General features: G+C 64.2%; 17 protein-coding genes. 14 read left to right on the top strand and 3 right to left on the bottom strand.

All coding sequences use genetic code 11. The features are described from left to right. The first annotated feature begins 22 nt into the window (after nt 1-22). From sctE to PAN31117_RS10220, 3 genes are all read left to right on the top strand, one after another. Nucleotides 23-1,399: a type III secretion system translocon subunit SseC family protein gene (gene sctE, locus PAN31117_RS10230; protein ID WP_174990909.1), complete on the top strand. Its 1,377-nt coding sequence runs from the start codon at nt 23-25 to the stop codon at nt 1,397-1,399. A 62-nt stretch (nt 1,400-1,461) separates the two neighbouring features. Then, nucleotides 1,462-2,100 (top strand): hypothetical protein, encoded by a 639-nt coding sequence (locus tag PAN31117_RS10225; RefSeq protein ID WP_150738114.1) that lies wholly within the window; start codon nt 1,462-1,464, stop codon nt 2,098-2,100. Between the two features lie 97 nt (nt 2,101-2,197). Then, nucleotides 2,198-2,602 (top strand): hypothetical protein, encoded by a 405-nt coding sequence (locus tag PAN31117_RS10220; RefSeq protein WP_150738113.1) that lies wholly within the window; start codon nt 2,198-2,200, stop codon nt 2,600-2,602. On the opposite strand, the gene PAN31117_RS10215 is transcribed toward PAN31117_RS10220, so the two are convergent. Next, the gene (locus tag PAN31117_RS10215) at nt 2,566-4,020 is read right to left on the bottom strand and encodes an SLC13 family permease (protein WP_150738112.1); all 1,455 of its coding nucleotides are present in this window, start codon (nt 4,018-4,020) and stop codon (nt 2,566-2,568) included. The two genes, PAN31117_RS10220 and PAN31117_RS10215, sit on opposite strands and share 37 nt — an antisense overlap. Before the next feature lie 124 nt (nt 4,021-4,144). Here PAN31117_RS10215 and PAN31117_RS10210 point away from each other — a divergent pair, with 124 nt between their 5' ends. After that, the gene (locus tag PAN31117_RS10210) at nt 4,145-4,504 is read left to right on the top strand and encodes a GIY-YIG nuclease family protein (RefSeq protein ID WP_150738111.1); all 360 of its coding nucleotides are present in this window, start codon (nt 4,145-4,147) and stop codon (nt 4,502-4,504) included. Here PAN31117_RS10210 and PAN31117_RS10205 read toward each other — a convergent pair. After that, the gene (locus PAN31117_RS10205) at nt 4,476-5,693 is read right to left on the bottom strand and encodes a serine hydrolase domain-containing protein (RefSeq protein WP_174990908.1); all 1,218 of its coding nucleotides are present in this window, start codon (nt 5,691-5,693) and stop codon (nt 4,476-4,478) included. The two genes, PAN31117_RS10210 and PAN31117_RS10205, sit on opposite strands and share 29 nt — an antisense overlap. A 567-nt stretch (nt 5,694-6,260) precedes the next feature. Between PAN31117_RS10205 and mprF the strand changes: the two genes are divergently transcribed. The 3 genes from mprF to PAN31117_RS10190 all read left to right on the top strand — a co-directional run bounded on the left by mprF (nt 6,261) and on the right by PAN31117_RS10190 (nt 12,355). Further along, complete coding sequence (gene mprF, locus PAN31117_RS10200; RefSeq protein ID WP_150738109.1) at nt 6,261-9,011, top strand: bifunctional lysylphosphatidylglycerol flippase/synthetase MprF; 2,751 nt, start codon at nt 6,261-6,263, stop codon at nt 9,009-9,011. Further along, nucleotides 9,008-10,780 (top strand): virulence factor family protein, encoded by a 1,773-nt coding sequence (locus PAN31117_RS10195; RefSeq protein ID WP_246189011.1) that lies wholly within the window; start codon nt 9,008-9,010, stop codon nt 10,778-10,780. Before mprF ends, PAN31117_RS10195 begins: the two co-directional genes overlap by 4 nt. 267 nt (nt 10,781-11,047) lie before the next feature. Beyond that, a complete protein-coding gene (locus PAN31117_RS10190; protein ID WP_150738108.1) occupies nt 11,048-12,355 on the top strand; it encodes a solute carrier family 23 protein in 1,308 nt (435 codons plus the stop codon). A 58-nt stretch (nt 12,356-12,413) separates the two neighbouring features. On the opposite strand, the gene PAN31117_RS10185 is transcribed toward PAN31117_RS10190, so the two are convergent. Next, complete coding sequence (locus tag PAN31117_RS10185) at nt 12,414-13,337, bottom strand: LysR substrate-binding domain-containing protein (RefSeq protein WP_150738107.1); 924 nt, start codon at nt 13,335-13,337, stop codon at nt 12,414-12,416. 316 nt (nt 13,338-13,653) lie between these two features. Here PAN31117_RS10185 and PAN31117_RS10180 point away from each other — a divergent pair, with 316 nt between their 5' ends. The 7 genes from PAN31117_RS10180 to PAN31117_RS10150 all read left to right on the top strand — a co-directional run bounded on the left by PAN31117_RS10180 (nt 13,654) and on the right by PAN31117_RS10150 (nt 21,409). Next, on the top strand, nt 13,654-15,309 hold the full coding sequence (locus PAN31117_RS10180) for a DEAD/DEAH box helicase (protein WP_150738106.1): 1,656 nt from the start codon (nt 13,654-13,656) through the stop codon (nt 15,307-15,309). 234 nt (nt 15,310-15,543) lie between these two features. Next, nucleotides 15,544-16,497 carry a ketopantoate/pantoate/pantothenate transporter PanS gene (panS, locus tag PAN31117_RS10175; RefSeq protein WP_150738105.1) on the top strand — a complete coding sequence of 318 codons (954 nt, stop codon included), beginning with the start codon at nt 15,544-15,546 and terminating at the stop codon, nt 16,495-16,497. 286 nt (nt 16,498-16,783) lie between these two features. Further along, nucleotides 16,784-17,344, top strand: a complete 561-nt coding sequence (locus PAN31117_RS10170) for a DapH/DapD/GlmU-related protein (protein WP_150738104.1) — start codon at nt 16,784-16,786, stop codon at nt 17,342-17,344. A 72-nt stretch (nt 17,345-17,416) separates the two neighbouring features. Continuing rightward, the gene (locus PAN31117_RS10165; protein WP_306440189.1) at nt 17,417-18,178 is read left to right on the top strand and encodes a peptidylprolyl isomerase; all 762 of its coding nucleotides are present in this window, start codon (nt 17,417-17,419) and stop codon (nt 18,176-18,178) included. A gap of 313 nt (nt 18,179-18,491) precedes the next feature. Beyond that, nucleotides 18,492-19,907, top strand: coding sequence for a protoporphyrinogen/coproporphyrinogen oxidase (locus PAN31117_RS10160; protein WP_246189010.1), 1,416 nt, complete (start codon nt 18,492-18,494; stop codon nt 19,905-19,907). 83 nt (nt 19,908-19,990) lie between these two features. After that, nucleotides 19,991-20,560 carry an AfsA-related hotdog domain-containing protein gene (locus tag PAN31117_RS10155; RefSeq protein ID WP_150738102.1) on the top strand — a complete coding sequence of 190 codons (570 nt, stop codon included), beginning with the start codon at nt 19,991-19,993 and terminating at the stop codon, nt 20,558-20,560. A 42-nt stretch (nt 20,561-20,602) separates the two neighbouring features. Next, nucleotides 20,603-21,409, top strand: coding sequence for a fatty acid desaturase (locus PAN31117_RS10150; RefSeq protein ID WP_150738101.1), 807 nt, complete (start codon nt 20,603-20,605; stop codon nt 21,407-21,409). Nucleotides 21,410-21,414: the final 5 nt, after the last annotated feature.

Below are 21,414 nucleotides of genomic sequence, written 5' to 3'. Positions count from 1 at the left end.
GCATGCCTTGCGAAACGACAAGATGTCCGACGACTGGCTCGCGTCGGAAGACTTCCTTCCTGACACGACCGACGCCGGGGCATGGCAAGACGCGGAAGGTGCGTTCGCCCGCATGCTGCAGCGCTTGTATTCGCTGGGCAGTGCGATGGCGGCAGACGGCATGCGTCCCCCGTCGCAGTTCGGGGTGACGGATCTCGCGAGTCTCGAAAAACTCGATCCGTCAACGCTCGTGATGGTCGCGTCGATGATCTCGATGCAGGCGATGGGCGACACGGCGAAGTCGACGCAAAAGGCGCTTGAGTTGCTGGCGGAGCGTCAGGACAAGCTGCGGCAGGAAGATATCCAGAAATTCCGCGAGCAGATGGACGCTGCCACGAAAGACGCCGACAAGGCGCGAAAGGGCGGCATCTTCGGTGTGATCTTCGACTGGGTCGTCGCGGCGATCGACGTCGTCGTCGGCGCCGTCAAGATCGTGACCGGCGTGTTGACGATGAACCCGCTGATGATTGCGGGCGGTATTGCGGATGTTGGCGCAGGCGTCGCGGGCATCGGTGCGGCGGTCTACAAGACGATGGCGCTCGTCGACCCGGAGAACGCCGAGAAGTACGAGGCGGAAGCCACGAAGTGGGGCTACGCGCAGATGGCGTTTCAGGCGCTCGGCATGGTCGTCGGCTTCGGTACGTCGGTGCGTGGATTCATGGCATCTCGCTCGGTGACGAAGGCCGCTACGCGCGTGATGAAGGGCGGGGCGGGCGAAGCGCTCACGAAGGCGGTGAAGGCCGGTGACGACGCAGCCATCGGCGCGATCAAACAGCGTGTCGTCTCCGAGGTCTCGTATCAGGTCGGTACGGAAGTCGGCAAACGCGTCGGAAAGTCGCTCGCGCAGAACGGCACGCGCACCGCACGCAATCTCGTCAAACGCGGCTTCAACCGCATGGCCGAGCAATTCACGCAGGAGATGGTCGAGCGGATGGTATCGCGGTCGTTCGACAGCGTCGTCAAGTCGACGGGCAAGCAAGTAGCCAAGGGCGCACGTGTAACGGCGACCGATGTGACGAAGTCGTTTAGTAAGCAGATCGGCGCGCAGGGACGTCGCGCCATCGTGCGCGGCACGTGGTCGCTCTCGGGTGTGATTCGCGGTGGCGTGGTCGGTGCGCGCGAGATCACGGCGGGCGCGATCGGCATCCAGCGCGCGAAGCTGCAACGACAGGCGCGCGACATCGGTACGGAAATGATGTGGTTGCAGTTCCTGATGGAGCTGAACGGCGACGACAAGAAGCGTGTCGCCAAACGCATGGAGACGTTGTCGGCGCAGCAGGGCGAGATCGCAGAATCGGCTAGCGACGCCGTGACCAAGACGGGCGCTGTGCGCATTCGCATCGCTGCCTCGATGGCATGAGAGGTGTGTGTTATCGATCATCGACGCGGCTTTTGCCGCGTCTTCCAAAAAGGGGTACATGAATGGCAGGCATAGCAACGACGACGTCGTGGCAGACCACGGCGCAGAGTGAGCGCGGCGCGTGGGTGTCGGATGGGCAGATGCCGGATCGTGGTGCGCGTGCCGTCGACGGACTGGTGACGCTCATGCAACTGGTGAAGCTGATGATGGAAATTCGTGTCGGCGAGCGCAACACCGATCAGTCGTATCGCACACGTCACGACGTGATGCTGTTCGCAAGAGGCGTGGCGGCGCGCGACGAGAAATACCGGGCCAACAAGAAGCACTACGAGGCCGCGATGACGTCCGCTGGCGGGTCGCTCTTCACGGGGGGCATGTCGCTTGGCGGCAGTATGATCGGCGCGCGCTACGGCATGCGCGACAAGATGGAAATCGGGCAGATGTTCGGTGGTGTGGTGAGCGGCGTCGGACAGTTCGGAAAACCGGCGTTCGAGTTCGCGGCCGCCGATCTGTCGAACCGGGGACGCGACAACGAGGTGGTCGGAGAGTTCGCCACCGGACTGACCGACGAGACGCGCAAGAGCAACGACCGTTTGCGTCAGCGTATCGATGCCGCGAGCGGCGAGTTGCGCGAGGTCACGCGTCAGTTGTACGGCCTTGCGGGGCAACATCTCACCAAGCTTTACGAAGCTATCCGCTAATTCAGCCAGTGACCCATCCATGACAGTCTGCGAGCGCGCCGTTGCGGCATTTTTCAGGACTCACCGTTTCACGGCGCGCGCGGAGGTCTGCGAGCGCATGCGCATCACCTTGGGACAACGCGTCGAGAATGGCGAGTTGTCCCTTTGTCATCGTCTCGACAAAGTCGCTGCGGGCTACGTGCTGACGATCACCGATTTCCGGCTCGACGCCGAGGCACGTTCGAGCGATCAGGCGGTGAGGCGATTCTGTCAGCTGATCCGTACATTGCTGCGAATGGTGCCGCATCTGAGCTACGTGCGCGGGATGATTCTGCCGGGCGTGAGCGACGCGCATCTGCGCGAAGTGCGGCTTCGGCTGAGAGCGATCCTGGAGCGCGAAGGCGCATTCTGGCGCGACGAGGACGGCGATCGCTGGCTGGTGTTCTGCCGCGATCACCAGGGGATTCCGACGCGTCGCATGGCGGCTTACGGCAACATGCCGAGCACACGCCACCACAAGTAATCCAACGGGAGGAGCAGCACCAGCGAGATAACCGTCATCACAACGGTCAGCCGTGTGCCGTCTCGCATGCCGACGCCGCCGAGGTGCATCGCGATCATCATCGGCGGGCTTTGATATGGCAACAGCACGGTCGAGAACACCGGCACCTGAAGCATCAGGACGGTATAGAGCGGCAGGCCGCTCGCCGTGGAGAGCTGGCCCGCGAGCGGAGTGAGTACGGCGGGCAGGCCGGGCAGCGTCGCCACAAGCCCGATGGCCGCGCCGATGGCGATGAGCCACGCCGCATTGATGACCGGCGTGCCGGGCACCATGCCCACGGCGTCCAGACATAGCCGCGCTACCTTCTCTCCCAGTCCGCTATCCGCGACGACGGCACCCACGCCGAGGAACCCCGCCACGTAGATGAGCGGTGTGATTTGCATCTGGTCGGTGAAGGTCTTCGGCGTCACGATATGAATCGCGGGCAGCAGACAAAGGATGGCAGCGGCCACCGAGATCCACGCGGGGGAAATGCCATGCCACGCGTCCGTCGCAAAGCCTGCCAGCGCGAGCGCCAGCAGAATGGACAGATGGCGGGCGTCGGTCGTCAGCGCAGGCGTGGTTGTGGTGGATGTGTTCGTGAGCGGGCCGTCGTCCGGGAACAGACGGCAGATGACCCACACGAGAATGACTGCCTTGAGCGCGCCGAGCACGGGGAAGTGCAGCAGCAGATACGGCGCGTAATGCAGCTTTACGCCGTAGAAGGAGTCGGCCGCGCCCATCAGCACGCTGTTCGGAATGTTCGCGGGGAGGATCGTCGTTGGCGGCATGTAGCTCGCGGCGGCGACCATCATCACGAGACCGGTGCGTCCGCGTCGTCCTTCGGTGAGACCGATGCGATCTGCGAGCGCGAGCACGATCGGGATGAGCAGCAGAATGCGGCCGGTGGTCGAGGGCATCACGAAGGCGAGGCCAACAGCGGCCACCATCACGGACGCGACATAGCGGGGGTACGTCGGACGCTTGAGCGCGAACACGGTGGACGCGAGTCGCGAGCCGAGTCCGGTGGTGCGCACGGCAAGCCCGGTGACGGCACCACCGAAGACGAGCCACCACGCGGCGGAATGGAACCCGGCAAAGATGACTTCCGGCTTCGCGACATGTAGCAGCGTGGCGAGCAGGAAGAAGGTCAGCGTGGTGACGGGTTCGGGGAACAGACCGAACGCCCACGCGCCGATGGTGAAGAGCACGAGGACAGCCGCTTGCGCCGCCGTGGGCGATAGCCCGAGCGTGGTGCTTCCATGACTCGCTGCCCATAGCGCTAGCGCGAGAAGCGCGAAGGCGGCGTACCCGCCGAGCGCCCGTAACCGGGCGCGCAATCGTTCGCGGCGCAAAAGATTCGAGGCGTGCAATGTCTCCGACGAAACCGTTTCGTTCATGGCGCTTGTCGTTTTGATGATGGGCCAGAACAGCGATCTTACATGGTTCGGTCTTTGGGAGGGTGCGACTACAATACGCGCATCCCTTCAGAAGTAAATCCAGACGTTGGAACCGAACGAAGTCATGACCGTCGCAGCACCGAAGCCCTGGTATCTCTATTTGCTGGAGTGCGCCGGTGGACGCATTTACACGGGGATCACGGTCGACGTGGAGGCGCGTTATGCCGCGCATGTGGCGGGGAAGGGGGCGCGCTTCACGCGGGCGTATCCGCCGTCGCGTGTGCTGCTGTCGCTGTCGTTTGCCGACCGGTCGGCGGCCTCGCGTGCCGAGTACCGCATCAAGCAACTGACCGCGTCGCAGAAACGCGGCCTGATTGCGGGGACGTACGTCTGCGACTTCTCCGATTTCACCAATCTCGCAGATCTCAGCCACGCCCCCGTCGCCGAACCCTCTCTCAAGGCACCAGACGCGCCTGTCGAATGATGCGTCGCACGTCGCGTTGCAGCGCGCCGAACTGGCCGCGCGACGGAATCGGCGAGACCACCAGCGCCCAACTGTCGCCCGGCACGGTCTTCTCCACCACGGTGTAATAGGTCGACTGCGTGCGGAAGAAGTCGGCGATGCCGTCGTGACTGATGCGATAGCTTCGATCCCCAGCCCCCGGCAGCAGGAACACGCCGAGCGTGTAATACACATCGCGATCCGAATTCACCGGCCCCGACTGCTTATCGAGCAACAACGTGCGCAGCGTCTTTTCCGTGAGCAGACTCGGGTGCCGAACATCGAACACGCGCCACACCTTGAGCAACGCGCCCGTCGACATCTGCCAGCCCGCGAACGGCGCAAGCAGACGCCAGCTTTCGGGCAGCTCCGCATCCGTCACGCCAAGCGGCGCGAAGATGTTCTTCTCGCAGAAGTCCTTGTAATCCTCGCCGGACACCGCCTCGATCACCATCCCGAGCAACAGATACGAGACGTTCGAATAAACGAAGTCGGAGCGACCCGTCGAATGGCTGGCCTCGCCCGCATCGAGATAGTTGAAGAAGTCGGCGCTGCCGCCCACGCGACGAATGGCCAGCCCGCTGAACAGACCGTTGACCGGATCGTTGAAACCGTTCGTCGCCAGCCCCGCGCGATGGGCGAGCAGGCGTCGTACCGTCAGCTCGCGCAATGACGGGTCGAGCGGCTTGCCGTGTTCCTTCGCGTAGTCGGTGAGCAGGTCGCCGAGTTTGGCGTCGAGCGACAGCTTGCCTTGCTGAACAAGCAGCGCGATCCCGATAGCCGTGACCGACTTCGACAGGCTCGCAACGGGCAGCAACTGCTGCACCTCATCGCCCGGCGTGGCGGCTTCGAGTGCGACGCCGCCGTCTGACTCGGTACGCAGCCAGACGTGCGAGAGGTTGTAGCGCTCTTTGATCTGCGCGACACCCTGCGCGATGGTCGACTGACCGATCGGCACGGCAGGCTTGATCGGCGTGACCGCACCCGATGATGGCAGGGCGACGACCGCACCGGTGGTGTTGGTCGCATCGGTGGCGGATGCGGCGGATGACGCGCTCGACGGCGTCTGGGCGAGCGCGTGGCTCGCCGTCATCAGTGTGGCAGTGCCCAGCAGGATCGTCAGGACAACACGGCGTGCAGACGCGCCGGTACGCCCCATAGCTCGTGCCATGGCATGCCAATCGCCTGGCATCGCCCATAGCTTTGTAAAACGTGCCCCTGCCGGACGGCTTTGCCGTTCGACGTTCATTACTTAACTCCCCCCGCGCACAAAACTTCGAACCGCGAATCGACTCTCTTCGGAGTCGGAATGGTTCGGAGTGCGCACGTGCCGCTTTACGGCGATGTTCGAAATCGAAGTGTAGGAAAAACTTCGGGTAAATACCCAGTAAAACCTGCGCATTTTACATTAAGTTGCATATATCGCGCATTTCTGGCGATAGGGGGATGCAATCGCCCGAGCGCAGCCCCGTGAGACGGGCACGGCGCGGCGAATGTCACCGATATTGCGCTGCCAAAACTCCCTCATAACGTGAAGCATCGACCGCAGACGCCCGTGCGGCGGCGCTTTGCGGGCATTTCGGCGCCCCAGGTGCAAGCTTTGTCAGTGGCGCACCGACAAGACCTGTTACGCATCGCGGTGTAAGCTATCTCCCAAGACTGACAGGCTCCGACTCGCCCACAGGCCTTGAGGGCGGCGTCCCGATGACGTCGTGCCGGCCGAAGGAACGACCGAAACATGACTGAACCGCCCCGTGCGCGCCCGAGCCGGCCCGCCGAACCCGCTTCTCCTGTGGCGCTTTCTCCGGCCACTGCCGGACACAGCGCTGCGGCCTCTGCCGCTGGCGGGGGTGACGGCAACCCGCCCGAATTACCCAGTTCTTCCTCCCCTTCGCCCGTTGAGGCCGCTTGGCTGGCCTTGCCCGCGCCCATCCGCCTGATCAGACGCTTTCCGTGGAGTGCCGCCCGCCCGTGGCTGATCGTCGCTGGTGTGCTGCTGCTCGGCCTGTTCGTTTTCGACGCGCTGCATCACATGTTGCGACACGTGCATTACGACAACGTGATCGCCGCCATTCACGCGACGCCGGTAACGCGCCTGGTGCTTGCCATGCTGGCAACGTTAGCGAGTTATGCCGCGCTCACCGGATACGACATCTCGGGGCTGGCGTTCGCCGGGGCGAAGGTGAAGCGCTCGACTGTCGTGCTGACGTCGTTCATCGCCTATGCGCTGGGCAACTCCGTCGGTCTCGGCGTGCTGACCGGCGGCACGGTGCGCATGCGGATGTACGCGGCGGCGGGTGTCGATGCCTCAAAGGTCGCGCAGGCGGTCGCCTTCAACGCCGGGGCGTTCGGTCTCGGGATGACGGTGTTCGGCTCGCTGGGGATGTTGTGGGGCGCGTCGCGCGTCTCGGCGCTGGTGCCGATTCCCGCGTGGGTGTTGCAGGCCTTCGCCGTGCTGCTGCTGGCGGGCGCGGCCGCGTTCTTCGTCCTGTGTGCACGCAAACAGTCGGTCGCGATCTTCGGGCGCTGGTCGATGCCGTTGCCGCCGCTGCGCCTCGCGTTGCGTCAGTTGGTGATCTCCGCCGCCGACCTGGGCATGGCCGCCGCCGCGCTCTGGTGCCTGCTGCCCGCCGGTGTGGTGGATCTGCCGACGTTCGTCGTCTTCTACGCCATCGCCATGGCGCTCGGCGTGCTCAGTCATGTACCGGGCGGCGTCGGCGTGTTCGAAGCGGTGATCCTGCTGGCGACGAACGGCCACGCACCGATCAGTCAGGTCGCGGGTGCGCTGGTGCTGTATCGCGGCATCTACTATCTGCTGCCGCTGATCTTCGCTGCGTGCCTGCTCGCGGCGTTCGAATTGCGGCAAGGACCGGCCGCCCCGATCGGCCGCGCCGCCGTACGTCTCTTCCCCGGTTTGCTCGCCGCACTCACGCTCGTGGCCGGTGTGATGCTGCTGATCTCGGGGGTGACGCCTGCAACGCGCGATGCCGAGGACTTCCTGCGACGCCACGTGCCGCTGTTCCTCGTGGAGGTGTCGCACCTGCTGGGCAGCGTGGCGGGGCTGTCGATGCTGTTCCTTGCGCGCGGTCTGCTGCACCGGCTCGACGCGGCGTGGTGGGGCTCGCTGGGCCTCACCGTCATCGCGGCGGTGCTGGCGATTCCGAAGGGCATTGCGTTGTCGGAATTCTTCGTGCTGGCCGTACTCGCGACCTTGCTGCTCGTCTCGCGCAAGCAGTTCGACCGGCGTTCATCGCTATTCACGCAGTCGTTCGAACCGGGCTGGATCATCGCCGTGCTGTCGGTGCTGGGCGCGTGTACGTGGCTGATGTTCATGTCGTACCGGCGCGTCGGCTACGCCAATCAGCTCTGGTGGCAATTCACGTTCGACGGCGATGCGCCACGATCGATGCGTGCGCTGATGGTCGTCGCTGTGATCGGGCTGGGCCTGTCGTTATGGCAACTGCTGCGGCAATCGCCCGGCGCGATGGTGCCCGCGACGGAAGACGAACTGGCGCGCGCGAAGGCCGTCATCCGCAAGCAACCTGCCGCCGACGCGTGTCTCGCGCTTATGGGCGACAAGAGCTTCCTGTTCTCGCCATCGGGTAACGCGTTCATCATGTACGCGAAGCATCGCCGCTCGTGGGTATCGCTCTCGGATCCGGTCGGCGATCAGAAGGAATGGCCAGAGCTGATCTGGCGGTTCATCGAACTGGCCGACGCGCACGGCGGTCGCGCGGCGTTCTACAAGACGCGTCCACAAGCGTTGCCGCTATACATCGACGCAGGATTGCGCGCGTACAAACTGGGTGAAGAGGCGTTCGTCTCGCTGCCGGAGTTCGGTCTGCAAGGGGCGCGTCGTGCGAATCTGCGTCATGGTGTGACGCGCGGCGAGCGCGAAGGACTGACGCTGGAGATTGTCCCGCCGGAGAACGTTGCGCCCCACCTGGCGGAGATGCGGCTTGTGTCGAATGCATGGCTTGCCCGTCAGCACACGCGCGAGAAGGGCTTCTCGCTGGGGGCGTTCGACGATGCGTACGTCGTGCGTCAGCCGGTGGCGCTCGTTCGGCGCGAAGAACGGCTCGTCGCGTTTGCCACGCTGATGTGTCCCGACGTGCAGCGCATCGAAGCGAGCATCGATCTGATGCGTCAGGTACCCGATTCGCCGCCGGGCACGATGGACTTCCTCTTCGCGAAGCTGATGCTGCATTTCAAGGAACAGGGCTATCAACGCTTCGGCCTCGGCATGGCGCCGATGTCGGGCATGGAGACGCACCAGCTTGCGCCGCGCTGGCACCGCTTCGGGCGGATGATGTTCGCGCACGGCGCGCGCTTCTATAACTTCCGGGGACTGCGCAGCTTCAAGGACAAGTTCGATCCGCAATGGGAGGCGCGCTATCTGATGACGCCGGGCGGCATTGCACCCATGCTGACACTGGCTGACGTCGCTTCGCTCGTGGGCGGCGGCTGGAAAGGGATGATTACGAAATGACAGGGAGCACGATGGCGATGGATGGCAAGCGCGACGGCAGGCGTGCGGAATCTGTGAACGACGGCGTGAAGCGAGGACAGCCCGTGCGTGCGGCGTGCTATGCAGCGGCGCTCGCATTGACGTTGACCGTGTCCGCTTTTTCCGCGATGGCGCAGACGTCGAGGACCGCTGAGCAACGCGGCAATCCATTGAACGTGCTCAAGCCCGCGCCGAAAGCCGGACCGGTAGCGCAATCGCCCGCCGCGGCGTCGAGCGTGCCCGCACCCGTGATGCCGCAGGCGGCGGCTGCGGCGGCTGGCGCGGTGGCCTTTCGTAGCGCGGGCACGGGCGGGGCTGCCCCCGAGATCATGACGCACGGCCGCTTCGAGAGCGTTCCCATCTTCCGGCCGGAAGGCGAACCCAACGCGACAGTGCTGTTCTTCTCCGACGACGACGGCTGGACGCCACGCGCCGAGCGCATGGCCCGTGCATTGGCCGACACCGGCGCGCTGGTCGCGGGCATCGACACCGCGCGGCTGATGGCGAACTACACGAAGGACGATATCGCGTGCGTCTACGCGGCGGGCGATCTCGATAACTTCGGCCGATGGGTCGAGGCCGCCGTCAAACTGCCGGGCTATACCCCGCCGATTCTCGTGGGCGATGGCGTCGGCGGCACGTTCGCGTACGCCATGCTGGCGCAGGCCGGTAGCGACACGTTCTCCGGCGCGTTGTCCGTCGACTTCTGTCCGGTGCTGCCGATGTCGCGTCCGCTGTGTCAGGGTGAAGGCGTGCATTTTGGCCGCGGCATCACCCACACGCCGGGCGGCGCACCGATGCGCTTGCTGCCTGCGCCGGTGATGAGTGCCCCGTGGCTGGCGATGGGTGGCCCGATGGGCGGTCCTGCCAGTCCGGCGCGCGCACCGCGTTGCTCGGACCATGTCGCGCAGGAGTTCGCCGCGCGCACACCGAATTCCAACTGGCTCGTGGGCGGGCTGGCGGGCAGTCTGGGGGCGATGGATACGAGCGGTACGACGTCGGCCTCGGCAGCCAGTGCTTCGTCCACGCCGGTGCTGGCCGATTGGGTGACGCAGTACAAGAATGCGTTCCGGCGTCTGAATGCGCACCACGTGGCAGGCACGGCGCGACCGCCTGCTGCCGTCGCCGATTTGCCCGTGATCGAGGTGCCTGCGACGGGCAAGCCCGCCGCAAATCTGGGCGATACCTTCGCCATCCTGATGTCGGGCGACGGCGGCTGGGCCGGGCTCGATCGCGACGTCGCCGGGGCACTTGCCGCCCATGGCATTCCCGTCGTGGGGGTCGATTCGCTGCGGTACTTCTGGTCGGCGCGCACACCAGCGTCCGGCGCACTCGACATCGACCGTCTCATGCGCTTCTATCAGACTCGCTGGAACAAGAAGCGCGCGATTCTGATCGGCTACTCGCAAGGGGCCGACGTGCTGCCGTTCATGGTCAACCGGATGCCGCCGCTGGCGCGTGAGCGTGTAGGCCTGCTGGTACTGATGGGGCTGGGTCAGAAGGCCGATTTCGAGTTCCGCATGACCAACTGGGTGATGTCGAGCCAGAACGGGCTGCCGATCCGGCCCGAGGTGGAGCGTTTGCCCGACGGCATGGCAATGTGCATCTACGGCGCGGACGAGGACGACAGCAACTGTCCGGGACTCGACCCCAAACGGGTGCAGGTCGTGAAGATGCCCGGCGGCCACCATTTCGACGGCAACTACACCGCGCTGGCAGACGTGATCTTGCAAGGACTTGCCAAGCGCTGACGGCGTCGGCTCTTGTCACGCGCCTGATGGCCCCGACCCGGGTCGCCGATCCCAGCTCGCCCGTTTGACGAGTGCCCGGACCGGCGCGTGGACGCGCCGTCTGTCGTGCCATCCCAACGTATCAGGTATCCGCGCTTTCTTGCCTTGCCTTCCGTGCGGGCGCTCCGTACACTGCGGCCAGTTTTTCCCTATCGCCTCACGCACTTAGCGTGTGATGCGCACGGTAGGGACCACACGATACGGCACGACACACAGGAGAAGATCGATATGGCCGAGGGTTACTTTCCGAAGTGGCAACCGCAGGACACCGCCTCCGGGCGCGTGATCGCCCCCGATGAGCGTCTGCCGTGGCCGCAGACCATCGCGATGGGCGTGCAGCACGTGGTCGCCATGTTCGGTTCGACCGTGCTGGCCCCGTTGCTCATGGGCTTCGATCCGAATCTCGCTATCTTCATGTCGGGCATCGGCACGTTGCTGTTCTTCGTGCTCGTTGGCGGACGCGTGCCGAGCTATCTCGGCTCCAGCTTCGCGTTCATCGGTCTGGTCATTTCGGTGACGGGCTATGCGGGCAGCGGTCCGAACCTGAACATTCCCGTCGCGCTCGGCGGGATCATTGCGTGCGGGGTGCTCTACGCCATCATCGGCCTGATCGTGATGGTCGTCGGCACGCGCTGGATCGAAGCGCTCATGCCGCCCGTCGTGACGGGCGCGGTCGTCGCGGTGATCGGCCTGAACCTGGCCCCGGTCGCTGTCAAGGGCGTCTCGGCCACCAGCTTCGACACCTGGATGGCGCTGGCGACGGTGCTATGCGTGGGTCTCGTGGCTGTGTTCGCGCGCGGCATGGTCCAGCGTTTGCTGATTCTGGTCGGCCTGCTGCTCGCCTATGTGCTCTACGCGGTACTGACGAACGGTATGGGGCTGGGCAAGCCGATCGACTTCGCCGTCGTGGCCAACGCCGCGTGGTTCGGTCTGCCGCACTTTGCCGCACCGGTGTTCAAACCTGAAGCGATGGTGCTGCTCGCACCCATCGCCATCATTCTGGTGGCTGAAAATCTGGGGCACATCAAGGCCGTGAGCGCCATGACGGGACAGAACCTCGACCGTTACATGGGACGCGCGTTCCTTGGCGACGGGCTGGCGACCATCGTGTCGGGCAGCGTCGGCGGCACGGGCGTGACGACGTATGCCGAGAACATCGGCGTGATGGCCGTGACGAAGATCTACTCGACGCTGGTGTTCGCGGTTGCGGCCGTGCTGGCGCTGGTGCTGGGCTTCTCGCCGAAGTTCGGCGCAGTGATCCAGACGATTCCGGGGCCGGTGCTGGGCGGCGTGTCGATTGTGGTGTTCGGTCTGATTACGGTGGCCGGCGCGCGCATCTGGGTGCAGAACAAGGTCGACTTCTCGGACAACCGCAACCTGATCGTCGCGGCCGTGACGCTGGTGCTGGGTGCAGGCGACTTCACGCTGAAGTTCGGCAGCTTCTCTCTGGGCGGCATCGGTTGCGCGACGTTCGGCGCGATCATTCTGTACGCCCTGCTGCGCGGACGCGGCGCGTCGCGCCCGGCGGCGATGTAACGCTGCCGCAGACGCTCTGAAGCAAGGGGGCGTCAGGCCAACACGAGCGGCACGACAATTACGTCGTGCCGTTTTTGTTTGTGTGGGTTGTCTCGACGGGCGGCGCTTGCAGGTGATCGAGCAGTTGGCGGGCATACACCGGCAGGGCGTCGCGTTCGCGCACGCACAGCACCAGCGTGCGCAACGCCCACGGGTCGACCAGCGGCACGATGCCGATGTCGAGCGTAGCGGCCGAGCGGTGGGCGGCACTCAGGGGGACGATGCCCAGCGCAGCACCCGTCGCCACCGCGCGGCACAGGCTGTCGAAGTCGCGCAACCGTAGCCGATAGTGCAGGGCGCGTCCCGCGCGTCTGGCATGACCGTCGATGTGCTCGGCCAGCGCGCTCTGCGCGGGCAGGCCGATGAACTCCGCGTCGAGCACGTCGGCAAACGCAACGCCCTCGCGTGCCGCCAGCGTGTGTCCCGGTGGCGTGACGATCACCAGACGGTCCTGCCGGAACGGCACCGTCTCTAGTCCCGTCAACTCGATCCAGTCGGATACCACGCCGATGTCCGCTGCGCCTTCGAGTACGGCTTGCACGACGGCGGGACTCGTCTGCTCGCGCAACGCGATTTCCACGTTGGGATGCTCGGTGAGGAACGCGCCAAGCAGATCGGGCAGGAGTTCGGACATGGCGACCGTGTTCGACGCGATGCGCACGTTACCCTTGAGGCCAGCGGCGTACTCGCCGAGTTCCCCGCGCATCTGCTCGATCTGAAGCAGCACGCGACGCGCGTGCGCGAGCAGGGCGCGTCCGGCGGGGGTGGGCACGACGCCCTGAGGATGGCGCATGAAGAGTGCTACGCCCAGCGTCTCTTCAAGGCCGCGAATGCGGGCGCTGGCGGAGGCCAGTGTGAGATGCGCGCGCTCGGCGCCGCCGGTGATGCTGCCGGCTTCGGCCACCAGCAGGCAAAGACGCAGATCGGTCAGGTCAAATCGCACAGGATGGGCAGGCGCTGGGCACGGATGAGGGACGGGGTGTCGTCAGTGTAGCGGTTCGTCCGGGCGCGATGTCGACTGACTTGGGCATGGGCGCATGGTAAACTACGTGCTTTCAAGACACGGCCGTACCCGCGACGGTCTCGCCCGCCAAGCCGCAGAGTTTCATTCGCCGGCGGGTCGTCTTGCTGGCGTCTTCAGACGCGTCGCCCGGATGAGCGCGATGCGTGTCGCACGCCCACGCGGGCATTCCATCAAGAACAAACAACATCGATACGCGCGGGGACACACATCGTGGAGTCCGCGCATTGGTCTTTATATGTCTTTTGAAACGCTCGGCCTGTCGGCCGACATCTTGCGCGCGGTAGCCGATCTCGGTTACACGCAGCCGACCCCGATTCAACTGCAAGCGATTCCGGCCGTTCTGCAAGGCGGCGATCTTCTCGCCGGTGCGCAGACCGGAACCGGTAAGACGGCAGGCTTCACGCTGCCTATCCTGCAAATGCTCTCTTCGCGTTCGCACCCGGCTGCCGCCAACGGCAAGCGTAAGGTGCGCGCGCTCGTGCTGACCCCCACGCGCGAGCTGGCCGCTCAGGTCGAAGAAAGTGTCACGCAATACGGTAAGTATCTGCGTCTGACCTCGATGACCGTGTTCGGCGGCGTGTCGATGGTGCCGCAGGTCAAGCAACTCGCACGCGGCGTCGATATCCTCGTTGCCACGCCGGGCCGTCTGCTCGACCACATGCAACAGAAGACGGTCGATCTGTCCGGCGTCGAAATTCTCGTGCTCGACGAAGCGGATCGCATGCTCGACATGGGCTTCATTCGCGATATCCGTCGTGTGCTGGCAGTGCTGCCCGCACAACGTCAGAACCTGCTCTTCTCGGCAACGTTCTCCGACGAAATCAAACAACTGGCCGACGGCTTGCTCAAGTCGCCTGCGCTGATCGAAGTCGCGCGTCGCAACACCACGGCCGAGACCGTCGACCAGAAGATTTATCCGGTCGACCGCGATCGCAAGCGCGAACTGCTCGAACACCTCGTTCGCGAGCACAACTGGTTTCAGGTGCTGGTCTTCACGCGCACCAAGCACGGTGCGAACCGTCTGGCGGAACAGCTGACGAAGGGTGGCATTCCGGCGCTGGCGATCCACGGCAACAAGAGTCAGGGCGCACGCACGCGTGCGCTCGCCGAGTTCAAGAGCGGCACGCTGCAGGTGCTGGTCGCGACCGATATCGCCGCGCGCGGTATCGACATCGACCAACTGCCGCACGTCGTGAACTTCGATCTGCCGGAAGTGGCGGAAGACTACGTGCACCGCATCGGCCGTACGGGCCGTGCAGGCGCGAACGGCGAAGCCGTCTCCCTCGTGTGCGTGGACGAGCATCAACTGCTCCAGCAAATCGAGCGTCTCATCAAGCGCACCATCGACCGCGAGGTCATTCCGGGCTTCGAGCCGGATCCGCACGCCGTGGCACAGCCGATTCGCAAGAATCAGCAGGGTAACGGCCGTGGCGCAGGTGGTGGTGGCGGTGGACGAGGCGGCCGCAATAGCGGTGGCGACGACGCGCGTCAAAGCGTACGTGCGCCTCGCGAATCTCGTGAGCCGCGAGAGCCGCGTGACGGTGGCCGCGGCGCGCGCCAGGGCGGCGAAGCAAAGCCGCGTCGCGAAGGCGAACGCAGCGGCCGTCAGGGCGGGAACGGTGGTAATGCTGGCAACGGCATCACCGTCGCGCAGTCCGCCGGACGCCGCGAGCAGGCACCGAAGCGTCCGGGCAATCCGGGTGACGCTCAGCGCACACCCGCGCGCGCCGTACAGGGTGCAGGCAATGCGCGTCAGGGGCAGAACGCACCGCGCCCGCAGAACGGCGGCGGTGGCGGCGAACGCGGCGACTTCGGACAGCGCGGTCCGCGTCCGGCGCGTCGCGACGGTGCCGGTGGCGCACTGCTGATGGGCAAACCGAAGCGCGATTAAGCGCTTCGCCGGAGGCATCGACGATGTGCACGCAGCTCAACATTCCGGTGAATTTGAGCTGCGGCATGGGGCTGAGAGAGGCCGCCCGGCAGCTTCGGAATACATGCTCCGGTACGCACGCGAACGAGCGCAAAGACGCGCCTTCGCCAGTGCTGTCAGGCCCCTCGGGGGCGGCCCCGACGGGTGCTCTGCGCAAAATAAGTAAAATATTAACTTTTTGCGCCCGAGACTCTCATGATCGCCCGTGTCACCCGGCTGTTCCCCTTGTGGGCCTTGCTGCTGTCTGTCTTCGCTTTCTTCTCGCCGGGCAGTTTCACCGGCATTACGCCGCATGTCACGGCACTGCTCACCGTGGTGATGTTTGCGATGGGCGTCACGCTGACGTTCGACGACTTCAAACGTGTGTTCACCCGTCCCGCCCCCATCGTTGCGGGTGTGGTGCTGCACTATCTGGTGATGCCGCTGGCCGCCTGGATCATTGCGCGCGTGCTTCACATGCCCCCCGATCTGACGGCGGGCATGGTGCTTGTTGGCAGCGTAGCGAGCGGCACGGCATCGAATGTCATGATCTATCTCGCCCGCGGCGATGTTGCGCTGTCGGTCACCATCAGTGCCATGTCGACCCTCGTCGGCGTGTTCGCGACGCCGCTGCTCACGCGCTTGTACGTCGATGCCTCGATTGCTGTGGACGTCGAGGGTATGTTGTTGTCGATTCTTCAGATCGTGGCGCTGCCGATTGGCGCGGGTCTGCTCATCAATCACTTCTTCGGCCGCGCGGTGCGTGCCATCGAAGGTGTTCTACCGCTTGTCTCGATGGTGGCGATCGTGCTCATCATCGGCGCCGTCGTCGGGGCGAATCAGGGCAACATTGCCACGGTGGGCCCGCTGGTCATGGTGGGCGTGATTCTGCACAACGGACTGGGGCTGCTCGGCGGTTACTGGGGCGGTCGTCTGCTGGGCTTCGACGAATCGATCTGCCGCACGCTGGCCATCGAGGTCGGTATGCAGAACTCGGGTCTGGCCGCCACGCTTGGCAAGGTCTACTTCACGCCGCTGGCGGCATTGCCGGGGGCACTGTTCTCGGTCTGGCACAACCTCTCGGGCTCGCTGCTCGCGGGTTACTGGCGCGGTCGTCCGACCGGCACAGCCAACGACAGCCAGGCGACGGCAACGCGTCCGACGCACTGAGTTTTCTCCGTGCCGCACACAGGTGTGTGCGGCGCGCAACGGGAGTCCGCACCGTCATCGCGGACATTTGCCTTTCCGTCTCTCATCGCCTACAACTTCGATATACCGTTCGCGGCGGTGAGAGAGTCTGTATCACGGCGCCCGTCCGTGTTTCCCTTCCCCCGCTCGCCCACAGGGCGTATTCCGGCGTGACCAGCGTCGACAGTCCGCATTGCGCGTATGGCTTTGTTGCGCGATGTGCTGTCGTGGTCCGGCGTACGAGCGAGCGGTCTGGAGTGACTCAAGCATGTTGCGAAAGAATCCGCGCGGGGATTACCCCGTGGTGCACGAAACGTCGTTCGTCGATCCCACGGCCATTTTGTGCGGTCAGATCATCGTGGGCGAGAACGTCTTCATCGGACCTTATGCGGTGCTTCGCGCCGACGAGGTCGACGAAGACGGCAAGATGGAGCCGGTCGTGATCGGCGCCAATTCCAATATTCAGGACGGGGTCGTGATCCATTCGAAAGACGGCGCACGCGTGACTATCGGCGAGAACACCTCCATCGCCCATCGCTCCATCGTGCATGGACCTTGTGTGATCGGTAATAACGTCTTCATCGGCTTCAACTCGGTGCTGTTCAACTGCGTCGTGCACGACGGCGTGGTGGTGCGGCACAACAGCGTGATCGACGGACGCGATATTCCTGAGAACTTCTACATTCCCTCGACCACACATATCAGCCGCGAGACCGATCTCGCGATCATCCCGAAGGTCACTATCGACGCGCGCGAGTTCTCCGAATCGGTGAGCCGCACGAACGTGCAGCTCGCGCGCGCCTATCGCCGGATTCAGAACGAATTCTGACGATAGGTAGCGACTCGCTGGCATGCTGCTGGCGAGTGTGCGGTGGCCATGAACGTTTTGTTGGAGTCTGTCATGTCTTTGAGTGTCAACGGTATTGTCATCGACGCACGCCGCGTCGCCGATGAGATCGATCAGCATCTGGACGCGGCCGATCCGGAAGCGGCGGCCCAGCGTGCGCTCGTCAGCCGGGAGTTGTTACGTCAGCGCGCGCGGGACTTGCAGCTGCTGGCCGATACCGATGACGGGAGCGCGAGCGACGACGCCATCGTCGACGCGCTCTTCACGCGCGACGTACACGTGCGCCGTCCGACCGAAGCCGAATGTCGGGCATATTTCCACGAGCATGCCGGACAGTTCCGCGTTGGCGACAAGGTGCAGGCGAGTCATATTCTGTTCGCGCTGTCGGCCGGTGTGCCCTTGTCCAGCACGTTGTCGCGCGCACAGTCCGCCCTGGACGCGGTGCTCGCCGAGCCAGCCTCGTTCGAGGCAGTGGCGCAATCGATGTCGGATTGTCCATCGGGACGCACAGGAGGAAGTCTGGGTATGCTCGCCCGCGGCAGCGGCGCGCCGGAGTTCGAGCTGGTGCTGTTCTGTGGGGATCGGCTGGGGGTGTTGCCAAGGCTCGTGAACACACGCTATGGCTTTCACGTCGTGCGTATCGAACGTCGGATGAAAGGGCGCATGCCACCTTTCGAGCGCGTGGCCGATCGCATTGCTGCGCAGTTGTATGAGCAGGCGCGAGCGCGCGCGTTACGTCACTATGTGGCGTTGCTCGCTGGCGCAGCCGAGATCGGCGGTGCCAACGATAGCGATGGACCGACGCGTGTGCAGTAACCGCGTCGGTCGCGTGTGAAGCGAGGGGAGGTACTGAAGACGTAAAGTTCGTGCGCAACGTCGCTGTGCCGAGGGCCGGGTTCTGCATATGGCAGAACCCGGCCCTTTTTTTGCGACGATGCGCGTGCGTGACGACATCGTAAAGTTGGTCATCCTAAGCAATGACAACCGCGCCGCCAACAAAAAGAGTCGCCTCCGATGCTCGCGATTGAACACTATGCGTTACCCCTCTAAGAGATGCAGGCGGATGATTTCGTTTGACTATGCTTAGGATGTCGTGACATTTAAGTGTCATTGTCTCGACACTTGAAGCATGTCCGATGAACATGCGGGGGGCTCTACGATGACATCCACTACGGCATGCGCCGTCATTGGTGGCGGCATCTCCGGAATCGCGACCGCGCACTATCTGCGCAAGGCCGGAATTCCCGCTGAGCTGATCGAACGTCGAGCGACGCTTGGCGGCCGAATATGCGGCGCCACGCTCGACGGGGAACGGATCGATCTTGGTGGCAAGAATATCGGTCGGCACTACGAGCGATTTCGTGCGCTCGCTCGCGATCTCGGTCCATTTGGGTTCGAACCCTTCGGCATCAACACGTCGCGCGTGCGAGACGGGCGGATCGTCACGCTGGACAGCACGCGTCGGCTAGGCAGTACCTTTGCCTACCTGCGCGGCTGTCCCACGGCAGACGCCTTGCGTCTGGGCGGACTTTGCCTGCGGGTATGGTTCGACGCACGAAATCGGTTTCTCGACGGCCCATCGTTTGCAAGGCTGGCCCGACGCACCGACGATTCGCCGCTCGACGCCCATTTCAGTCCGGCATTCTGTCGTGCCGTTGTGCGGGCAATGTCGGTGCGAATGAACGGCGCGGAGCCCGACGAAATTCACCTTGGCAACTTCGGCACCCATTTGGGCATGTGGCTCGATACCTATGACCAGTTTCGGGACGGCATGGGGGCCTTTGTGGAAGCGGCGACGGCTTCGATGCAGGTCCGTTGCGATGTTCGCGTCGAGCGCATCGTGGTCCGCGACGGTCGGGTTCGGGGCTTGGCGGTGCGCCATGCGGACGGTGGCACGCGTGATCTGGAATACGACCACGTGGTGCTCGCGACGCCTGCAAGCGTGAGTGCCGATTTGCTGCGCGAACACGATGCCGGACTCGCGGCGGCACTCGACGGGATTCGCTACTACCCGGTGTTGGTGGTTGTCGCCGCGTATCGTCGGCCGATATTCTCGGCGCAGGTCCGTGGCCTGTCTTTTGGTCCGGACCAGGCGCTGAGCAATGCCGGTGCCTATGGCGTCGATAGGTTGGACACGGTGCGCTATACGTTCAGTGGCCGCAAGGCCCGCGAACTGATCGAACGTGTCGGGCTCGCCGGCGATGTCGACGGCGCGCAAGCCCAGACGCTGCTCGATCTCGCCGAGGCGGCCCTGCGTCAATATATTCCGGTGGCACGCGCAGATCGGCGCGACGTTGTTGCCCACCTGTTCAATCCCGGCCTTTGTGCATACGTACCGCATCATTATCGGTTGAGGGCGTTGCTCGATGACCCCCGGCACACCATCGAGGGTCTGTCGTTCGCCGGCGATTATTTGCGCGGCGCATCGATCGAGGCTTGTGTGCTTTCGGCGCAGGAAGCCGTGGCTCGCATTGTCCATGGCGCTCGCGAACGTGACAGACGCCGCTCGCGCGACGTCGGGTACAGCGACTACGCGTCGACATAACTTCAGGTGACTCACTTTTCAGCGCGTCGCCGCGAGCCGCGACGACGGGTCTTCGTCCCCCGTAATTCTCTGATGGAGTCGCCATGAACCTTCAGCCCCCCTTGACGAGCTACGTGACCGTACTGCCCGACGGCACCGACGCCGAAGCCCTCACGATGAACGGTAAGCTTGATCACACGCTGGTCCACAAGACGGACCCGGCGAATGTCTTCGTGGCGTCGATCACGCGCGCCGACGCCACGCCAGACGGCCACGACTGCTTCATCGCGACGCTTCACATTGACCCGAATCATGCCTTCTTCTTCGAGCATCCGCTGGACCATGTGCCAGGTCTGATGCTCATCGAAGCGACCCGACAAGTCGGGACCGCCATTTCCCATCGTTTCTACGAGGTTTCACACGATCTGGCCTTTGTGCTCAATTCGTTGGACGTTGTGTTCGAGCGCTTTGCCGAATTGCGCGCTCCGCTGTCGGTGCGATTCGTGATCGTCGCCAAGACTTATCGGCACGAGCACCTGTCTGCGCTGGCTTGCGAGAGTCAGTGGCTGCAGTTCGACCGTCCGCTTGGCACGATGAATGCACGCTGGAGCTTTTCTTCGCCTGCGCTGCTTGCCCGGCTGCGCCGCAACATGCCGACTGGCGAGGTGCATTGAGGCGCGCCTGCCGGTCGGGACCGTGCTTTGCAAGGAGGCATCATGAGACATCTCGCCCGTTGGTTAGGGCTGCATTACCAGGAGGATCTGGCCCCGCTTGCCCTGGTGGCGGGGACGGCGCTCGCGCAGTTCGCCGGCTACCTTTTCGCGCGTGCGCCAGGAACGGCCGTCGCATGGGCAGCACTGCTCTTATTGCCCCAGATCGCGGTATCCACCGCGGTGCATAACCAATCGCATGTGGGTATGTTCTCCGGCGCCTGGGGCAACCGGTTCATCGAGTTGGTCATGTGGCTGCAAACCGGCATGTACGCCGCGAAATTCCGTCTGCATCATAGCCGCGGCCATCATCTGCATTACACAGAGCCGGAACGTGACCCGTCGCGCTGGATAGGCGCCGGCGGCTGCCGGATGTCGAGGCTTGCGTACATCGCGCATTATTTTTTTACGTACAACTATCACGTGCTGCGTATCGGGCGTACTTCCAGGCGTTTGCGTCGGCGCTGTCTCTGGCAGGTGGCAACCAGCTATGCGGTGCTTATCGGCCTGCTCCTTCACGATCCCCGTAACGCGCTCATCTTCTTTGTCGTACCGATTGTGCTGGTCTGGGTGAACTTCATCCACATGACGTACGACGACCATATCGATCTGTACTCGAGCGATCCCTTCAAGGCATCGCACACGAAGGCCAACCCCTGGCTCAATCTCGTGTTTTTCAACAATGGGTATCACCTTGCGCACCATGTGCGTCCGGGGCTGCATTGGAGTCGGCTCCCGGCGTTTCATCGGCAGATTGCCCATCAGATCGACGTGCCGACGTCGCTGAGCGGATTGAACCGCTGGTTTCGATAATGAGG

The sequence above is a fragment of the Pandoraea anapnoica genome, from assembly GCF_902459765.1.
GTDB classification, from domain to species: domain Bacteria; phylum Pseudomonadota; class Gammaproteobacteria; order Burkholderiales; family Burkholderiaceae; genus Pandoraea; species Pandoraea anapnoica.
The sequence above is the reverse complement of the archived record's forward strand: the minus strand, read 5'-3'. Positions and strand labels throughout refer to the sequence as shown.